This is a genomic window from Curtobacterium sp. NPDC089689 (assembly GCF_044749145.1).
In the GTDB taxonomy this organism is placed as follows: domain Bacteria; phylum Actinomycetota; class Actinomycetes; order Actinomycetales; family Microbacteriaceae; genus Curtobacterium.
The window spans coordinates 807,082-821,769 of the sequence record NZ_JBIVHJ010000001.1; the positions used below are offsets into that span (position 1 = coordinate 807,082).

A 14,688-nucleotide genomic window follows, 5' to 3' on the forward strand; every position below is an offset into this window, starting at 1 on the left:
TGTTCGCTGGTGCTACAGCTTCTCGGTGGCCATGGTTGGAGGGTGCTCGCCCGTGATCGTCTCCTCGCCGTCGTCGTCACCGTGGCCTGGGGACTGAACTTCCCCGCCACCGCGCTGGCCCTCGACCACTTCCCGCCGTTCCTGCTCGCGGCGCTGCGGTTCACGCTCCTCGCGGTGCCGACCGTGCTGTTCGTGCCGCGCCCGCGCATCCCGTTCGGACGGCTCCTGCTCGTCGGGCTGGGGCTCGGCGTGCTGCAGTTCGCGTTCCTGTACCTGAGCATGGCGTCGGGGATGCCGTCGGGGCTCGCATCGCTCGTGCTCCAGGCGTCGGCGCCGTTCACCGTGGTGCTCGCGGGGGTGTTCCTCCGCGAGCGACTCACCGGACGGCAGGTCATCGGGGTGACGGTGGCGGTGTGCGCACTCGCCGCGATCGCCGTGCACCGGGCGCAGGCGGCGGCGCTGCTGCCCGTCGTGCTCGCGCTGTGCGGGGCGCTCGGGTGGGCGATCGGCAACGTCGCGACCCGGCGGGCGGGGGCGTCGAACCCGCTGCACCTGACGCTGTGGTGGTCGATCGTGCCGCCCGTGCCGATGGCCGTGCTGTCGCTGACGGTCGAGGGGCCGGCGCGCATCGGGCGGGCGCTCGGCACCGTGTTCACGCCCGCGGCCCTGCCCGCCGACCTCGGGCTGCTCTACATCGTGCTCGTGGCGACGCTCGTCGGGTACGGCATCTGGTCCCGGCTCCTGGCGACGTACCCGTCGAGCACGGTGGCGCCGTTCTCGATGCTCGTGCCGGTGATCGGGGTGCTCGCGTCGTGGGTGGCGTTCGGGGAGGTACCGGACGCGGTCGAGATCGTGGCGGGGGCGGTCGTCGTCGGGGCGGTGCTGTGGTCGTCGCGGCCGGCGGCACGGGCGCTGCCGGGTGCTCCGGCAGCGGACGGGCCGGCCGCCGCTGGCGCGGCGGCTCCGGCGTTCACCCCCGGTGCTGCCGACGCTCCGCGATGATCCCGGCGAGGGCCCCCCGCAGCTCCGGGTACCGGAACTCGTAGCCCGCCTCGAGGAGCCGCGTCGGCACCACCCACCGGCTCTTCAGGACGAGCTCGGTCTCGGTGCGGATCGCGAACGACCCGAGCTCGAGCATCCACCGCGTCGTCGGGAGTCCGATGCGGCGTCCGACAGCGTCCCGGATCGTCGCCATCACCGTCCGGTTGTCCGACGGGTTCGGGCTGGACACGTTGACCGGTCCCTCGATGTCCTGGCGGTCTCGGACGAAGCGGATCGCGCCGAGGACGTCGTCGATGTGCACCCACGAGAACTTCTGCCGTCCCCGGGTGCGCCGGTGTTCGTGGTACGTGCCCGCACGGAGCCGTGCCGGGGTCGGGAACCACGCGCCGTCGTACTGCGGGCCGCCGAGCCCGGCCTGGGCCAGTCGGAGCAGCGGTACGAGGGCGCTCCCGTCGCCGAACACGATCGCCATCCGGAGTGCGACCCGCCGAGTGGACGGCAGGTCGGCCCCGAAGAACGCCTGCTCCCACGCCGTCGCGATGCCGACCGAGAACCCCTCGCCGAGCTCCCCGGTGTGCTCGTCCTGCGGGCGGTCGTCGGCGTGCCGGTAGATCGTCGCGGTCGAGGCGTTCACCCACAGCGGCGGCGGGTGCTCGCTCGTGCGGATCGCCTCGGCGAGCTCGAGCGTCGTCTCCACCCGGGAGCGCAGGATCTCCCGACGGTTCCGTCGCCCGTACCGACAGTTGACGCTCTTGCCCGCCATGTTGACGACCATCGCTGCGCCGTCGACGAGCTCACGGATCCGGAGGGTGTTGCCCCACACGGCGTCGCCGGTCCGTCCGACGGTGACGACCTCGTACCCCTCGTCCGCGAACGCGCGACGGAGGTACTGCCCCACGAAGCCGCTCGCTCCTGCGACGACCACCCGGGGCTTCGGCTCCGGTCCCGGTGCTGCCATCAGCGTCCTCCTTCCGGCACGACGGAGTAACGGAACGCCCCCTCGTACCGGTACAGCGTGCCGACGAACGGCGCACGGAGCGCCAGGGACACGCGCTGGAGGCCCGCATCGTCATCGAATCGTTCGACGAGCGTCACACGTGGAGCGATCACCGCCGGGAGGCACCACTCGCGTCCCAGCGCCCGGAACGACACGTGCGTGGAGACCAGGCGCAGGGCACCCGCGTCGACCTCCGCCCGGAGTCGTGCGCTGACGCGCCCGCGGCGCCCGAGGTGGTCGACGAGGCCGTCGGGGCCGGCGGTGATCGCGTCCACCATCGTGCGGTCGCCGGTGCGGAAGCGGAACGTCCGGTGAGCCCGGACCGCGACGTGCCCGTCTGCCCCTCGTCCGCGCCCGACGCGCACCGGCCGGTTCTCCACGGTGAACGGCACGTCGTGCTCCCACACTGGGAACATCACCGCGTCGCGGGCGAACCAGGCGAGCACCGGCCAGAGCCACCGCCGTGGCGTGCCGACGACGTCGAACACCCCCGTGCCCCGGCCCACGTGACCCGGTGGCACCGCGCCGAAGTAGGTGCGGAGTCGTGGGTGCAGCCCGGCCAGGACGTCAGCGGGCGTGCTCAGTTCGTACGGCGACCGGACCACGCCCCGATCCTGGCACGCCGTCGGTCGCGGCTCCTACGATGTCGACATGGGACACGACCACGGGCACACGCACGGACACGCCTCGGAGCGTGCCCTGCTCGTCGCGTTCTGCATCTCGGCGGGCATCCTCCTCGCCGAGGTGGTCGGCGCCGTGGTCACCGGGTCCCTGGCGCTGCTCGTCGACGCCGGGCACATGGTCGTCGACACGGGCGGGATCGGCATCGGGCTCGTGGCGACGCGGCTCGCCCGCCGGAGCCCGACGGCGCAGCGCACGTGGGGGTACCAGCGTGCCGAGGTGCTCGGCGCCACGGCCCAGGCTGCCATCCTGCTCGCGGTCGGTGTCTTCGTGATCATCTCCGCCGTCCAGCGGCTGTTCGTCCCGGCGGAGATCCACTCGGGTCCGCTCCTCGTCTTCGGCGTGGTGGGGCTCGTCGGCAACCTCGTGGCCTACGCGGTGCTGCTCCGGGCGTCGGGCGAGGGCTTCACCTCACGGGCCGCCCGGCTCGAGGTGCTGAACGACACCCTCGGCTCGGTCGCGGTCATCCTCGCGGCGGTCGTGCTCATGGTCACCGGGTGGGAGCGCGCGGACTCGGTGGCGGCGATCCTGATCGGGCTGCTCATCCTGCCGCGGGCGCTGCGGCTGCTGCGCGAGACCGCGAACGTGCTGCTCGAGTCGACGCCGCCGGGGCTCGACCTCGACGCCGTCCGCGGCCACATCCTCGAGCTCGACCACGTCATCGCGGTCCACGACCTGCACGCCACCCTCGTCGCGACGGGTGTGCCGAACCTCACCGCGCACGTCGTGGTGGACGACCACTGCTTCTCGACCGCCCACGCGCCGCGCATCCTCGACGAGCTGCAGCAGTGCGTGGCGCAGCACTTCGACGTCCCCGTGGAGCACTCGACGTTCCAGCTCGAGCCCGCGTCCCACCGCCGGCACGAGCACGAGGTCCACGCCTAGCCCGCACACCCGGGCGGGGCGGGACGTGCGGGTCAGCAGCCGTCGGTGCGGGTCGGGTAGGCGGTGATGACGCGGTCCGTCGTCGCGGAGACGATCACCTTGACGAAGGGCTCGCGCTCGGGGCGTGACCCGTCGTCGAACGACACCGGCGCGGCGAAGCAGACCTTGCCGTCGCCGGCGTCCTGCGGGTAGCCCGAGCGCGGGGTCGTCAGCGCTGTCCGGACCGCGGTGAGCATGGCGTCGTCCCAGTCGCGCGAACCCCGCCCGCCGAGGACGTCGGTCCAGTCCTGGTCGTGCCGGGCCCGGATGTGCTCGTAGCCCTGCCCGGAGTTGCCGCACTGGAGGACGACGCGGCCGAGGGCGTCGGTGTCGTACTGCGCCACGACCTGTCGGCCGTCGGTCTCGCACCGGTCGAGGACGTCCGCTCCGGGCAGGTCGGGACCGTCGCGCGTGATGACCACGACGCCGTCGCTCGGCAGCGTGGCCCCCGGGGTCGACGGACCGCCGGACGCGGCGCCTCCGTCCAGGACCGGCTCGTCGACGCCGCGCTCCGCGGTGAGCGCGAGCCCGCCCGCGAGGAGTCCGGCGGCGACCACGGCGGCGACACCGGTGATGACGGACCGGCGACGCTTCTGGGACATGCGGACAGTATGCCGGACCGGCACCGCGCCTCCAGGCCGGGTCGGCCTCGCCGGACTGCCGACCTGCGGGCGTTCCGCGTCGGCCGGGCCCGTGTCGCGGGTCGTGTCGACTACGCCCTCGCCGCGAGCCGCTGCCCGGCGAACACCGCGAGCACGGCCACGAGCACCACGTACCCGACGAGCACGACGATCGTCGGGAGCACCAGCAGTGCTGCGCCGACCGCGACCACCGGGACGGTGAGGCCCGCGTACGCGATGAGGAACGTGGCCGCGAGCACCCCGCCCCGACGCTCCGGACCCACGAGGGCACCCGCGCTGGCGATCGACGCCCGGAAGAGCAGCCCGACGCCCGCACCCGCGACGATCCCGCCGCCGATGAAGCCCCCGACCTGCAGGAGCACGGCGGCCACGGCCAGCACCGCGAGCCCGCCGACGAGGAGCACGACGCCGAGCCGGATCTGCCCGCGTTGCGAGAGCCGGGCGAACACGAGCTGGCTCAGGGCGCTCGCGGCGAACACCCCGAACGTGGTCGCGCCCGCCGCGAGCCGGTCGGTCACGTGGAACGTGGTGGCGAGGAACGTCGGCGCGACCGAGGTGAAGAGGCCCTGGACGGCGAGCGCTGCGAACGCTCCCGTGCCGGCTGCCCAGAACGCAGAACCCTTGCCCTCGGGGGCCTGCAGGCGCTGCGGGCGGTACGGCACCCGCGACGCCTGGCGGTCGACGGTCTCGGGCGCGACGAGCACGACGACGAAGGCGATCGTCAGCGCGACGACGAAGACGACGTACGGGACCATGAGGGGCTGTCCGACGAACTCGGCCAGCGCGCCACCGACGAGGGCACCGAGGGACAGCCCACCGAGGTTGACGGCTCCGGCGGCGACGCTCGCACCCTTCGCGGACGCCTCGGAGCCGGTCGCCCGGACCCGCAGCTCGCCGAGGTGCGCGGTCGCCGTCGCCGTCAGGGTACCGACGCCGAGGCCGGTCACCAGCCGTGCGACCACCAGCCCGGTGACGTCGTTCCACACCAGGAAGAGCACCGCCGCGAGGAGTTCGAGCGCGATCGACACGAGGACGAGCGGCTTCCGCCCGTGGACGTCGCTGAGGTGCCCGGCGAGCCAGAGGGAGCCGACGACGCCCACGCCGTACGCCGCGAACACCACGGTCGTCGTGATCGTCGGGAAGCCGTCCCGTGCCTGGTAGATGACGTACAGGGGCGCCGGGACGGTCGCGAAGGCCATCACCGAGAGGAAGGCGAACGCGACGGCCCAGAAGCCGGCGCCGTGTCGACGTCGCGTGTGGGCCCGCCGACCGCGCGGGGCGGGGGCGACCCGGGTCGTCCGGACGGATCCCGTGCTGTGCTCGATGACTGACATGGTCCGATCCTCTGCCGCTTCGAGCATCGAGTCCAACGGATGCTCTTGATGATCACCATCGATCTGGTCGATGATCGGGTCATGGAGACCCGCCTGCTCGAACAGTTCGTCGCCGTGGCCGACGAGGGTGGCGTGACCCGGGCGGCCGAACGCCTCTGGGCAGCGCAGTCGACGGTGTCCGCCGGCCTCGCGTCGCTCGAACGGTCGCTCGGCGTCCGGCTGTTCGAGCGCACCGGCCGCACCCTCGTGCTCACGACCGCGGGCGAGGACCTGCTGCCGCACGCCCGGGCCGTGCTGGAGTCCCTCGACCGGATGCGCGACCTCGCGACGGTGGACGACGCCGACCTGCGCGGACGGGTGCGGCTCGGGATCTTCACGAGCATGGACATCGTGGACCTCACGGGGGTGCTGCGGCGGTTCCGGCAGCGGCACCCGCTCGTCGCGGTGGAGTTGATGACGTCCCCGTCGGGGACGACCGGACTCGTGCAGGACCTCGTCGCGGGGCGGATCGACCTCGCGTACTCCGGCCTGCCGAACCCGCCGAGTGGTGTCGTCGTCGAGCCGCTGCGGGAGTTGCCGTTCCGGGTGTTCACGGCGCCGGACCACCCCCTCGCCGGTCGGGCGTCGGTGTCACTCGCGGAGCTCGCGGACGAACCGTTCGTCGACACGGCGCACGGGTTCGGCAACCGGGTGATCCTCGACCAGGCGCTCGAGCAGCGCGGTATCCGGCGCCGGATCGTCGCGGAGATGAACGACATGCCGGCGGTCGTCCGGTTCGCGGCCGCCGGCCTCGGGGTCGGGGTGGTGCCGGACTCGGGGGTGCGGCACGAGGGCGCGGTGCTCGAACTCGAGGACGACGTTCCGCCGCTGCGGATCGGCCTCGCGATGCGCACCGCCCCGGAGCCGAACCGCGCGACGCAGACGCTGGCCCGCGACATCGTCGCGGCACGCGTCGGGTAGTCACCCGACCGACGGACTGGCGCGGCACGCTCGGTGGCAACGCGCCAGCGTTGCGCGTGCCGCGCTGACCGAGCCTGCGAGGGAAGACGGCGCGGTGCCGCCACGCGCCTCCAGGCCGTCAGTCCCCCCGGATCGGGAAGTCGGCTTGTTCGATGGCGACGGTCAGGTCGCCGCGGGTGAAGAGCGTCCCGGCGATCGCTGCGCCGCTGTCCGAGCCCGGCGTGACGGTGCAGAGAAGCATGGCCGCGTACCGGTCGAACGCCCTCGCGAGCGCCTGCTGGTCGCCGTGCCCGATCGCCCGGGCGCGTTGTTCGTCCGTCTCGGTGCTGACCTCCACGTCCGCATCCCACGTCCTTCGACCAGGAGTGGCGGCAGGACCCACGGTCATGACAGCGCAGTGTCGGGGTCGAGCGTCCGGGCGTGTCGGGACGGACCGGTCACGACCCAGGACGGGGCCGGACGCCTGCGGTCAGTGGAAGTCGTCGCCGTCGCTCTCGCCCGGGGTCTTGTGTCCGCCGAGCATGTCGTTGTCGTCCTGGTCGCTGGTGGAGGCCAGCTGGAGCATCGCGAGCACGACGACGACCACGATGAACGCGACACCGAGGAAGATGACGGCGAGGTGGGGCTCACGGGTGGAGATGAGGACCACCAGCGCGACGAACACGGCGATGATCGCCGAGATGCCGAGGAGTTCGGCCGGGCGCAGACGGTCGCGGCGGCTGGGGGTGGTCATGCGTGTGGTGCTCCGTCCGGGGCGGCTGCCGGAGCGGCCGTGCCCCACTTGTGCGAGAGTCCGGCGATCACGTGGAAGACCGCCGTGACGGCGAGGTAGGCGCCGAGCAGGCCGACCAGGATGATCGGCGCGTCGAGGGTGCCCTGGGCCTCGTCGATGCCGCCGAGCTGCTTCGAGTAGTCGGGCGGGGTCACGAGGAACGCGATGGCGAGCAGCAGGGTCAGGCCGCCGACGGTCGTCCAGTCGCGGGCGAACGGAGACCGGCCGCGGGCGCGCAGTCCCTGTGTGAGCTCGAGCGCGCCGGTGAGGACCGCGAACGCCACGACGATCGTGATGAACGCGGGGAGACCGCCACCGTTGAGGACCAGCGCGGCGATCCCGCAGAGGACCGCGATGACCGCCTGCGCGAGGGTCGACCGGCGAGCGCGCCCGTCGCCGTCGAGCCGACGCGAGCCGGCGGCCAGCACGATGCCCTCCACCACCGCGTACCCGCCGAACAGCAGCAGACCGTAGCCGGCGGCGTGGTTCGAGGAGAAGGTGATCACGAGCGCGACGACCGCAGCGGGGACGGCCCGGAGGACCGGGATCGGCCAGTACCGTGCGCGACGGGTGGCGTCGTCCACGGTGGAGACGTCGTCCACGGAGTCGGACACAGGACCTCTTTCAGGCATGCGGATCGTACGGTCGATCCTACCGCCGGCGCGGTGGACGCCCGACCGGGGCCGGGCGTCCGCGCTGAGGATGCTCGAACCCGGTCGGGCGGCCGCGCCCGGTCAGACCGGATCGACGTCCGACCCGGATCCGACACCGGGCGCCGGGACCCGGTCGGTGGCGTCGGTCACGAGGCGGTGCCGCCGCCGTGCGAGCCACCAGCAGGCTCCTCCGGCGGCGAGCACGACCCCGGCGAGCGCCGCGACCACCGCGAGGTCGGTAGCACCCGTGTACGCGAGCGCCGTCGGTCCACCGCGACGAGCGCCGGATCCGTCCGGCGCCGCGACGGGCGATCGATCGGTACCGGGTCGGCCGTCACCGTCGGCCGGCGTGCCGGTGGGCTCCGGCGAGACCGACGGGTGCGGTGACACGGACGGCTCCGGGCCGTCCGGATCGACGACCCCGATGACCACCTCCTCCGACTCGTCACCGCCGTCGGGGTCGGTCGGTGACGTGGCCGTCGCAACGTTCGGGATGTCGGAGCCGTCGCCGCGGTAGTCCGGGTCGAGCTCGGCCCGGATGCGGAACGCGGTGGTCTCCCCCGCCGCGAGCGAGCGTCCTGAGTGGCACGTGACCGTCTGCCCCTCGGCGGTGCAGTCGTCAGGGGAGCCGGTGAAGCGCAGCGGTCCGGGGAGGACGTCCACGGCGCCGACGTCCTCGGCGACGGCAGGACCCCGGTTGCGGGCCGTCACGGTGTACTCGACCTCGTCGCCGGGCTCGACGCCGTCGGCCGGGGCCACGCGCTTGTCCGTCTCGACGTGGGCGACCGGTGCGACGTCGTCCACGGTCGCCGTCGCGCGTGAGGTGTTGTCGGACTCGTCGACGTCCGACACGGAGGGCGCGGCGGCGATCGTCGCGGTGCTCTCCAGCGTCCCCGCGGCCTGCTCGGCCACCGTGGCGCTGATCGTGACCGCCGCGGCGGAGCCCCGGGGCAGGTCGAGGTCGGTACCCACGTCGCCGGTGCCGGATTCCGTTCCGCACGCGGCACCGTCTGCCCCGGCGCACCGCCAGGTGACGTCCTGCAGCTCGTCCGGGACGTCCACGGCGAACGCGCTCGGCGCGCTCGTGTTCACACCGATGTTCCGCGCGGTCGCGGTGTACTCGACCGCTGCGCCGGGAGCCAGTTGCGCGGGCAGGTCCTGCTCGACGGCGAGGTCGGCAGGCTTCCAGACGCGGAACTCCTCGACCTCGTGGACGTTCACGTGGCTGCCGGTCGCGGCGGAGAAGCCCAGCCGGAGGGTCGGCGGCAGCGATGCCTGACCGTCGCCGTGCAGCGGGACGTCGGCGAGGACGGTGTGCATGGCTGCACCGTCCTGGAGTCGGACCGTCATGGTGAGCTCGCCGTCGTCGCTCGGCAGGAGCGTGATCCGGACGCGTCGCGGGTCGTCCCCGGAGGCGAGCACACCACCAGGAGCCGGGGCGGCCGCGATGTGCCGGTAGCCCGTGGTGCCGTTCCCGGAGCCGCGGATGACCACGTGCTGCGGTCGTGCGCCGGGGCCGGAGCCGCCGATCGGAGCGGAGAAGTTGCCGTAGTGGTCGAGCGCCACGGCGGCGAAGCCCCCGGGGACACCCGGGAGGTCGCACGGGAGGGTGGTGCTCCCACCCTCGGTCGCCTCGACCCGGCAGGTGTAGCCGAGGCCGGCGCCGAACGACCCGACGCCCTGGGGAGCGGCGCCGTCGGCGAGGAAGAGCAGGAGACCGTCGGCGCCGGGGTCGTCCTCGTCGGTGTGCATCGTGTACGTGAACTCGATCTCGAGTCCGGTGTCGGAGGGGAACGTGTCGTTCGTCGACCACGCGTCGGCCTGCCGTTGGACGTCCTCGGTCAGCCGGAGCCGCCCTCCGGTGATCGACGCGTCACCGTGGAGCTCACCGCCGGCCGGCGAGGTGAAGTCGTGGACGTACGGGAAGCCGAGTTCGACCGCGGTGGAGGACGACGCGGTCAGGGCTGGGGCGGCGAGCACGGCGAGGGCGGTGCACACGCTCGCCGTACCCGCCAACCGTCGGAGGATCCGGGACCTGGTGGTGCTGGGTTCTGTCATGGCCCGATCGTCGCGAGCAGGACACGGGCACCGCGGGCGGGTCGCCCGTTCCGTGGACGGACGTCGTCAACGCACTACCTGTGCAGGAACCGCGATGCGCGCGACCGCAGGAGCCTGACGGACGCACACGACCGGCGGTCAGCGGGCCGGAGCCACCCAGACCGTCGTCTCACCGGGGAGCACCCCGTCGACCAGGGGCCCGGACGCGAGCAGGACCCGACCCGCGGGCAGCGGCACCGGTTCCGTCCCGAAGTTCATGACGCACCGCCACCCATCGTGCCGGTCGAACGCGACGACGGACGCAGCCGCCGACCCGGACGCGACCGAAGCCGCGGACGCCGTCGCACCGTCGACCCACGTCAGCTCCTCGCCGCGCTGCAGTCGACCCCGCTCCGAGAGCGCTGCACGGTACAGGCTCAGCGTCGAGTCGGGTTCGCCGTCCTCGGCCTCCACCGAACTCGCCCCGAAGTCCTCCGGCTGCGGCAGGTGCGGCGCCACGGCACCGAACCCGAACGACGGCCCCGACGTGGTCCAGGGGATGGGCACACGGCAGCCGTCGCGGCCCTTCACGGTGTGCCCGGTCCGGATCCACTTCGGGTCCTGGAGTTCGTCGTGGGGGATCGCGGGCGCTTCGTGCAGCCCGAGCTCCTCGCCCTGGTACACGTACGTCGAACCGGGCAGGGCGAGCAGGAGCACCGTCGCGGCCCGTGCCCGCCGGAGTCCGCGCTCCCGGTCGAGCGCCGGGGTCGTGCCGTCGGTCATGAGCCAGGCGTCGGTGTCGGTCCCCTCGGGCAGGCCGTAGCGGGTGGCGTGCCGGACGACGTCGTGGTTCGACAGCACCCACGTCGAGGACGCACCGGACTCCTCCGCCGCCGCGATGTTCCGCGAGATGATCGTCCGGAACACCTCGGCGTCGAACGGGGCCTCGAGCAGGTCGAAGTTGAACGCCTGTCCGAGCTCGGTCGGCCGGGCGTAGAGCACGCGACGCGGCGCCGGGGCCCACGCCTCGGCGACGGCGGCCCGCGGCGGGTCGTACTCGTCGAGCACGCGGCGCCACCCCTCGAAGATCGCGTGCACCTCGTCGCGGTCGTACAGCGGGTCGGAGCCGTCGAGCGGCAACGCCTGCTCGTTCGACGGTCGGTACGGCGTGGAGAGGTCCTTCGCGAGGCCGTGGGCGACGTCGACACGGAACCCGTCCACCCCGCGGTCCGCCCAGAACCGCAGCGTCTCCTCGAAGTCGGCCCGCACCTCGGGGTTCGACCAGTCGGGGTCGGGCTGCTCCGGCGCGAACAGGTGCAGGTACCACTGCCCGTCCGGCACGCGCGTCCACGCGCTGCCACCGAAGTTCGACACCCAGTCGCTCGGCGGGAGTTCGCCGGACTCCCCCGCGCCCTCACGGAAGACGTACCGAGCACGTTCCGGGGAACCGGGCGACGCGGCGAGCGCTGCCTCGAACCACGCGTGCGCCGAAGAGGTGTGGTTCGGCACGATGTCGACGATCACGCGGAGGTCGTGCTCGTGCGCGGCACGGAGGAACGCGTCGAAGTCGTCGAGCGTCCCGAGTCTCGGGTCGACCGCCCGGTGGTCGGCCACGTCGTAGCCGCCGTCGGCGAGCGGCGACGGGAAGAACGGCGAGAGCCACACCGCGTCCACGCCGAGCGAGGCGAGGTACGGCACCCGCGAGGCGATCCCCGCGACGTCCCCGAGTCCGTCGCCGTCCGCGTCGGCGAAGCTCCGCGGGTAGACCTGGTAGACGACGGCGTCACGCCACCAGTCGGCATCGGGGGTGCGGGGCGTGCTGGCGGGCGTCCTCGGGGTGCTCACGCGGCCGACGATACCGACGCCGGCTGCGCACGGGAATAGCGGCCCCGGCGACCTGATTGGTTGTACGTGACACCTTTCCGTCAACGAACAAGGGAACGCTGATGACGAACGTCCTGGTCCTGGTCGGCAGCCTCCGCGCCGGCTCCATCAACCGCAAGCTCGCCGAGGCAGCGGAGCAGCACGCTCCCAAGGGCGTCGAGCTCTCCACGTACGACGCGATCACCGACCTGCCCTTCTACAACGAGGACATCGACGGCGAGACCCCGCCCGCCGCCGCCGTCGCGTTCCGCGAGGCCCTCGCCGCGTCCGACGGCGTGCTCCTCGTCACGCCCGAGTACAACGGCTCGATCCCGGCCGTGCTGAAGAACGCGCTCGACTGGGCCTCGCGTCCGTTCGGCGCCTCGCCCATCTCCGGCAAGCCGCTCGCCGTGATCGGTTCGGCGTTCGGGCAGTACGGCGGGGTCTGGGCGCACGACGACGCCCGCAAGGTCGCCGGCATCGCCGGCGCGAGGGTCCTCGAGGACGTCAAGGTCGCGATCCCGCAGTCGGTCGTCCGGTTCGCCGAGACGCACCCGAAGGAGGACGACGAGGTCGTCTCGCTCGTGCAGGGCGCGCTGCGCGCGCTCGCAGCGACCGCCGCGGAGCCGGTCGCCGCGTAGCGATCGCGGGTCGCCCCGACGCGACCGTCTGCAGCCCGGAGGCGCGGTGCCGGCCCGCACCCCTCCCTCGCAGGCTCGGTCGGCGCGCCCCGCGCGACGCTTCGCGTCGCTCCTGAGCGGGGCGCGCTCCAGGCCGTCTCCTGCACAGCGTGCGCACGCATGCGCCTGTCCCCCACCCGCGGATTCGCTAGACACCCTGGTAAGCAGGCGGGTTACGCTGTCCCGCATGTCCACGCAGGAGATCACCGAGGCGTCCGGGTACTGGTTCCCCGACGACGACGCGACGCAGCGCGGCGTCGCCGTCCTCAACGCCCTGCGCCGCTACCGCTCCGCCGAGACCGCGATGCGTCGCCGCACCCGCGACTCCATGGGCATGGGTGAGACCGACCTGCTCGCGGTCCGGTTCCTGCTCCAGGCGCAGCGCTCCGGTCGGCAGGTCAGCCCGAAGGACCTGGCGGCGTACCTCAAGATCTCCTCGGCCTCGACGACGATCCTCATCGACCGGCTGGTGAAGTCGAACCACGTCCGCCGCGAGCCGCACCCGACCGACCGTCGGGCCCTCGTGATCGTGCCGACCACGGAGACCGACGACGAGGTCCGCGCCACGCTCGGTGTGATGCACCGCCGCATGATGGCGATCGCCGAGGGCCTGCCCGCCGACGACGCCCGCGTCGTGGCGCGCTTCCTCGAGGACATGCGCGAGGCCGTCGACCACGTCGACCCCGTCCCCGCGCACTGAGGCCCGCACGCTGAGCGTGCCGCGCGTCCGGCGAGCGCGCCCGGGGGACGGACGGCCAGGGAGCACTGAGGCGACTCCGCGTAGACCGGAGTGGTCACCGACGTGGAAGGAGCCGATCATGCACGCATCGGACAAGCTCGCCAAGAACCTCCAGGCGGTCCTCGTGGACCTCATCGACCTGCACCTCCAGGGCAAGCAGGCCCACTGGAACATCCTGGGCACGAACTTCCGTGACCTCCACCTGCAGCTCGACGAGATCGTCGACGCCGCGCGCGAGTTCGCGGACGACACCGCCGAGCGCATGCGCGCGCTGTACGCCGTGCCGGACGGGCGGTCCTCGACCGTCGCCGCGACGAGCCACCTCGACCAGTTCCCCGAGGGCGAGATCACGACGCACGACGCGATCGACCAGGTCACGCTGCGCCTCTACCAGGCGACCGGCACCATGCGCGACGTGCACGACGAGGTCGACGAGGAGGACCCGACCACCGCGGACCTGCTCCACGGCTTCATCGAGCGCCTCGAGCAGCTCGCGTGGATGGTCTCTGCCGAGAACCGCGCGCCGAGCACGCCGCTCGCCTCCGCGACGACGCCCGCGGTCGCCGACGCCTCGGCGCACTCCTAGGACGCCGGGGGCCACGTGGACCTCGGCATCCGGGGCAAGACCGCGCTCGTCTTCGGCGGGGATTCGGGGATCGGCTGGAACACGGCTCGTATCCTCCTCGCCGAGGGCGCGACGGTCGTCGTCACCGACCTCGACCAGGGCCGCCTGGACACCAGCGCCGACCAGCTCGAGGCGCCGAACGGCAAACTGTTCGCCTTCGCCGCGGACGTGACGAAGGCCGACAGCCTCGCCGCCCTGCACGACCGGGTGCGCGAGGCCGTGGGCGAGATCGACATCCTCGTGCAGTCCTCGGGCGTCACCGGCGCCCAGGGGCTGTTCCACGAGATCGACGAGCAGGGCTGGCTCGACACGATCGACATCGACCTCATGGGGCCGGTGCGGATCACGCGCGAGTTCATCTCCGACCTGCGGAACGGCGGCTGGGGTCGCATCGTCTACCTGGTGTCCGAGGACGCCTCGCAGCCGTACGACGACGAACTGCCGTACTGCGCTGCGAAGGCCGGCGTCCTCTCGTTCGCGAAGGGCCTCTCGCGCAGCTACGCGTCCGAGGGCCTGCTCGTGAACTGCGTCAGCCCGGCGTTCATCCACACGCCGATGACCGACGCGATGATGGACAAGCGGTCGAAGGAACTCGGGACGTCGTTCGACGAGGCCGTCTCGTCGTTCCTCGACGAGGAACGCCCGTACATGGAACTCGGACGCCGTGGGGAACCGGAGGAGGTCGCGAACGTCGTCGCGTTCCTCTGCTCCGACCTCGCGAGCTTCGTCAACGGCGCGAACTACCGGGTCGACTCCGGCTCGGTCGCCACGATCTAGGAG

16 protein-coding genes are annotated in these 14,688 nt (G+C 72.8%); 7 read left to right on the forward strand and 9 right to left on the reverse strand.

All coding sequences use genetic code 11. The features are described 5' to 3' along the window. Positions 1 to 42 precede the first annotated feature (42 nt). A complete protein-coding gene (locus tag ACIPYW_RS03835; protein ID WP_400410851.1) occupies positions 43 to 1,002 on the forward strand; it encodes an EamA family transporter in 960 nt (319 codons plus the stop codon). Here ACIPYW_RS03835 and ACIPYW_RS03840 read toward each other — a convergent pair. Beyond that, entirely contained in the window at positions 971 to 1,960 is a 990-nt protein-coding gene (locus ACIPYW_RS03840) for an epimerase (RefSeq protein WP_400410854.1), read from the reverse strand. The genes ACIPYW_RS03835 and ACIPYW_RS03840 overlap by 32 nt on opposite strands. Then, positions 1,960 to 2,604, reverse strand: a complete 645-nt coding sequence (locus ACIPYW_RS03845; protein WP_400410855.1) for a DUF4166 domain-containing protein — start codon at positions 2,602 to 2,604, stop codon at positions 1,960 to 1,962. Before ACIPYW_RS03845 ends, ACIPYW_RS03840 begins: the two co-directional genes overlap by 1 nt. Positions 2,605 to 2,650: 46 nt before the next feature. On the opposite strand from ACIPYW_RS03845, the gene ACIPYW_RS03850 reads away from it, so the two are divergent. Then, the gene (locus ACIPYW_RS03850) at positions 2,651 to 3,565 is read left to right on the forward strand and encodes a cation diffusion facilitator family transporter (RefSeq protein ID WP_400410857.1); all 915 of its coding nucleotides are present in this window, start codon (positions 2,651 to 2,653) and stop codon (positions 3,563 to 3,565) included. A gap of 32 nt (positions 3,566 to 3,597) precedes the next feature. Here ACIPYW_RS03850 and ACIPYW_RS03855 read toward each other — a convergent pair whose 3' ends face one another. Both ACIPYW_RS03855 and ACIPYW_RS03860 read right to left on the reverse strand, forming a co-directional pair. Next, complete coding sequence (locus ACIPYW_RS03855) at positions 3,598 to 4,206, reverse strand: hypothetical protein (protein WP_400410860.1); 609 nt, start codon at positions 4,204 to 4,206, stop codon at positions 3,598 to 3,600. Between the two features lie 110 nt (positions 4,207 to 4,316). Beyond that, positions 4,317 to 5,579: an MFS transporter gene (locus tag ACIPYW_RS03860; protein WP_400410862.1), complete on the reverse strand. Its 1,263-nt coding sequence runs from the start codon at positions 5,577 to 5,579 to the stop codon at positions 4,317 to 4,319. A gap of 48 nt (positions 5,580 to 5,627) precedes the next feature. Here ACIPYW_RS03860 and ACIPYW_RS03865 point away from each other — a divergent pair, with 48 nt between their 5' ends. Continuing rightward, entirely contained in the window at positions 5,628 to 6,539 is a 912-nt protein-coding gene (locus ACIPYW_RS03865) for a LysR family transcriptional regulator (protein WP_400410864.1), read from the forward strand. 118 nt (positions 6,540 to 6,657) lie between these two features. Here the strand turns inward: ACIPYW_RS03865 and ACIPYW_RS03870 are convergent, their stop codons facing one another. From ACIPYW_RS03870 to ACIPYW_RS03890, 5 genes are all read right to left on the reverse strand, one after another. Next, entirely contained in the window at positions 6,658 to 6,876 is a 219-nt protein-coding gene (locus ACIPYW_RS03870) for a hypothetical protein (RefSeq protein ID WP_400410867.1), read from the reverse strand. Positions 6,877 to 7,008: 132 nt separating this feature from the next. After that, entirely contained in the window at positions 7,009 to 7,272 is a 264-nt protein-coding gene (locus ACIPYW_RS03875; protein WP_290133002.1) for a hypothetical protein, read from the reverse strand. Beyond that, positions 7,269 to 7,925: a DUF308 domain-containing protein gene (locus ACIPYW_RS03880; RefSeq protein ID WP_400410870.1), complete on the reverse strand. Its 657-nt coding sequence runs from the start codon at positions 7,923 to 7,925 to the stop codon at positions 7,269 to 7,271. The genes ACIPYW_RS03875 and ACIPYW_RS03880 overlap by 4 nt, the downstream gene beginning before the upstream one ends. Before the next feature lie 120 nt (positions 7,926 to 8,045). Further along, positions 8,046 to 10,022, reverse strand: a complete 1,977-nt coding sequence (locus ACIPYW_RS03885; RefSeq protein ID WP_400410872.1) for a hypothetical protein — start codon at positions 10,020 to 10,022, stop codon at positions 8,046 to 8,048. 138 nt (positions 10,023 to 10,160) lie between these two features. After that, entirely contained in the window at positions 10,161 to 11,846 is a 1,686-nt protein-coding gene (locus ACIPYW_RS03890; protein WP_400410874.1) for an alpha-amylase family glycosyl hydrolase, read from the reverse strand. 101 nt (positions 11,847 to 11,947) lie between these two features. Here ACIPYW_RS03890 and ACIPYW_RS03895 point away from each other — a divergent pair, with 101 nt between their 5' ends. The 4 genes from ACIPYW_RS03895 to ACIPYW_RS03910 all read left to right on the forward strand — a co-directional run bounded on the left by ACIPYW_RS03895 (position 11,948) and on the right by ACIPYW_RS03910 (position 14,685). After that, entirely contained in the window at positions 11,948 to 12,505 is a 558-nt protein-coding gene (locus ACIPYW_RS03895; RefSeq protein ID WP_400410877.1) for an NADPH-dependent FMN reductase, read from the forward strand. Positions 12,506 to 12,731: 226 nt separating this feature from the next. Beyond that, positions 12,732 to 13,244 carry a MarR family winged helix-turn-helix transcriptional regulator gene (locus ACIPYW_RS03900; RefSeq protein WP_400410879.1) on the forward strand — a complete coding sequence of 171 codons (513 nt, stop codon included), beginning with the start codon at positions 12,732 to 12,734 and terminating at the stop codon, positions 13,242 to 13,244. Between the two features lie 118 nt (positions 13,245 to 13,362). Beyond that, positions 13,363 to 13,869, forward strand: a complete 507-nt coding sequence (locus ACIPYW_RS03905) for a Dps family protein (RefSeq protein ID WP_400410881.1) — start codon at positions 13,363 to 13,365, stop codon at positions 13,867 to 13,869. A gap of 15 nt (positions 13,870 to 13,884) precedes the next feature. Further along, positions 13,885 to 14,685 carry an SDR family NAD(P)-dependent oxidoreductase gene (locus ACIPYW_RS03910; protein WP_400410884.1) on the forward strand — a complete coding sequence of 267 codons (801 nt, stop codon included), beginning with the start codon at positions 13,885 to 13,887 and terminating at the stop codon, positions 14,683 to 14,685. The last annotated feature ends 3 nt before the right edge of the window (positions 14,686 to 14,688 follow it).

Excerpts from the sequence above, each read along its gene's own strand:
- ACIPYW_RS03905 (WP_400410881.1), top strand. The coding sequence starts at position 13,363 with ATGCACGCATCGGACAAGCTCGCCAAGAACCTCCAGGCGGTCCTCGTG.
- ACIPYW_RS03875 (WP_290133002.1), bottom strand. The coding sequence starts at position 7,272 with ATGACCACCCCCAGCCGCCGCGACCGTCTGCGCCCGGCCGAACTCCTC.
- ACIPYW_RS03855 (WP_400410860.1), bottom strand. The coding sequence starts at position 4,206 with ATGTCCCAGAAGCGTCGCCGGTCCGTCATCACCGGTGTCGCCGCCGTG.
- ACIPYW_RS03865 (WP_400410864.1), top strand. The coding sequence starts at position 5,628 with ATGATCACCATCGATCTGGTCGATGATCGGGTCATGGAGACCCGCCTG.
- ACIPYW_RS03840 (WP_400410854.1), bottom strand. The coding sequence starts at position 1,960 with ATGGCAGCACCGGGACCGGAGCCGAAGCCCCGGGTGGTCGTCGCAGGA.
- ACIPYW_RS03885 (WP_400410872.1), bottom strand. The coding sequence starts at position 10,022 with ATGACAGAACCCAGCACCACCAGGTCCCGGATCCTCCGACGGTTGGCG.
- ACIPYW_RS03900 (WP_400410879.1), top strand. The coding sequence starts at position 12,732 with ATGTCCACGCAGGAGATCACCGAGGCGTCCGGGTACTGGTTCCCCGAC.
- ACIPYW_RS03850 (WP_400410857.1), top strand. The coding sequence starts at position 2,651 with ATGGGACACGACCACGGGCACACGCACGGACACGCCTCGGAGCGTGCC.
- ACIPYW_RS03895 (WP_400410877.1), top strand. The coding sequence starts at position 11,948 with ATGACGAACGTCCTGGTCCTGGTCGGCAGCCTCCGCGCCGGCTCCATC.
- ACIPYW_RS03860 (WP_400410862.1), bottom strand. The coding sequence starts at position 5,579 with ATGTCAGTCATCGAGCACAGCACGGGATCCGTCCGGACGACCCGGGTC.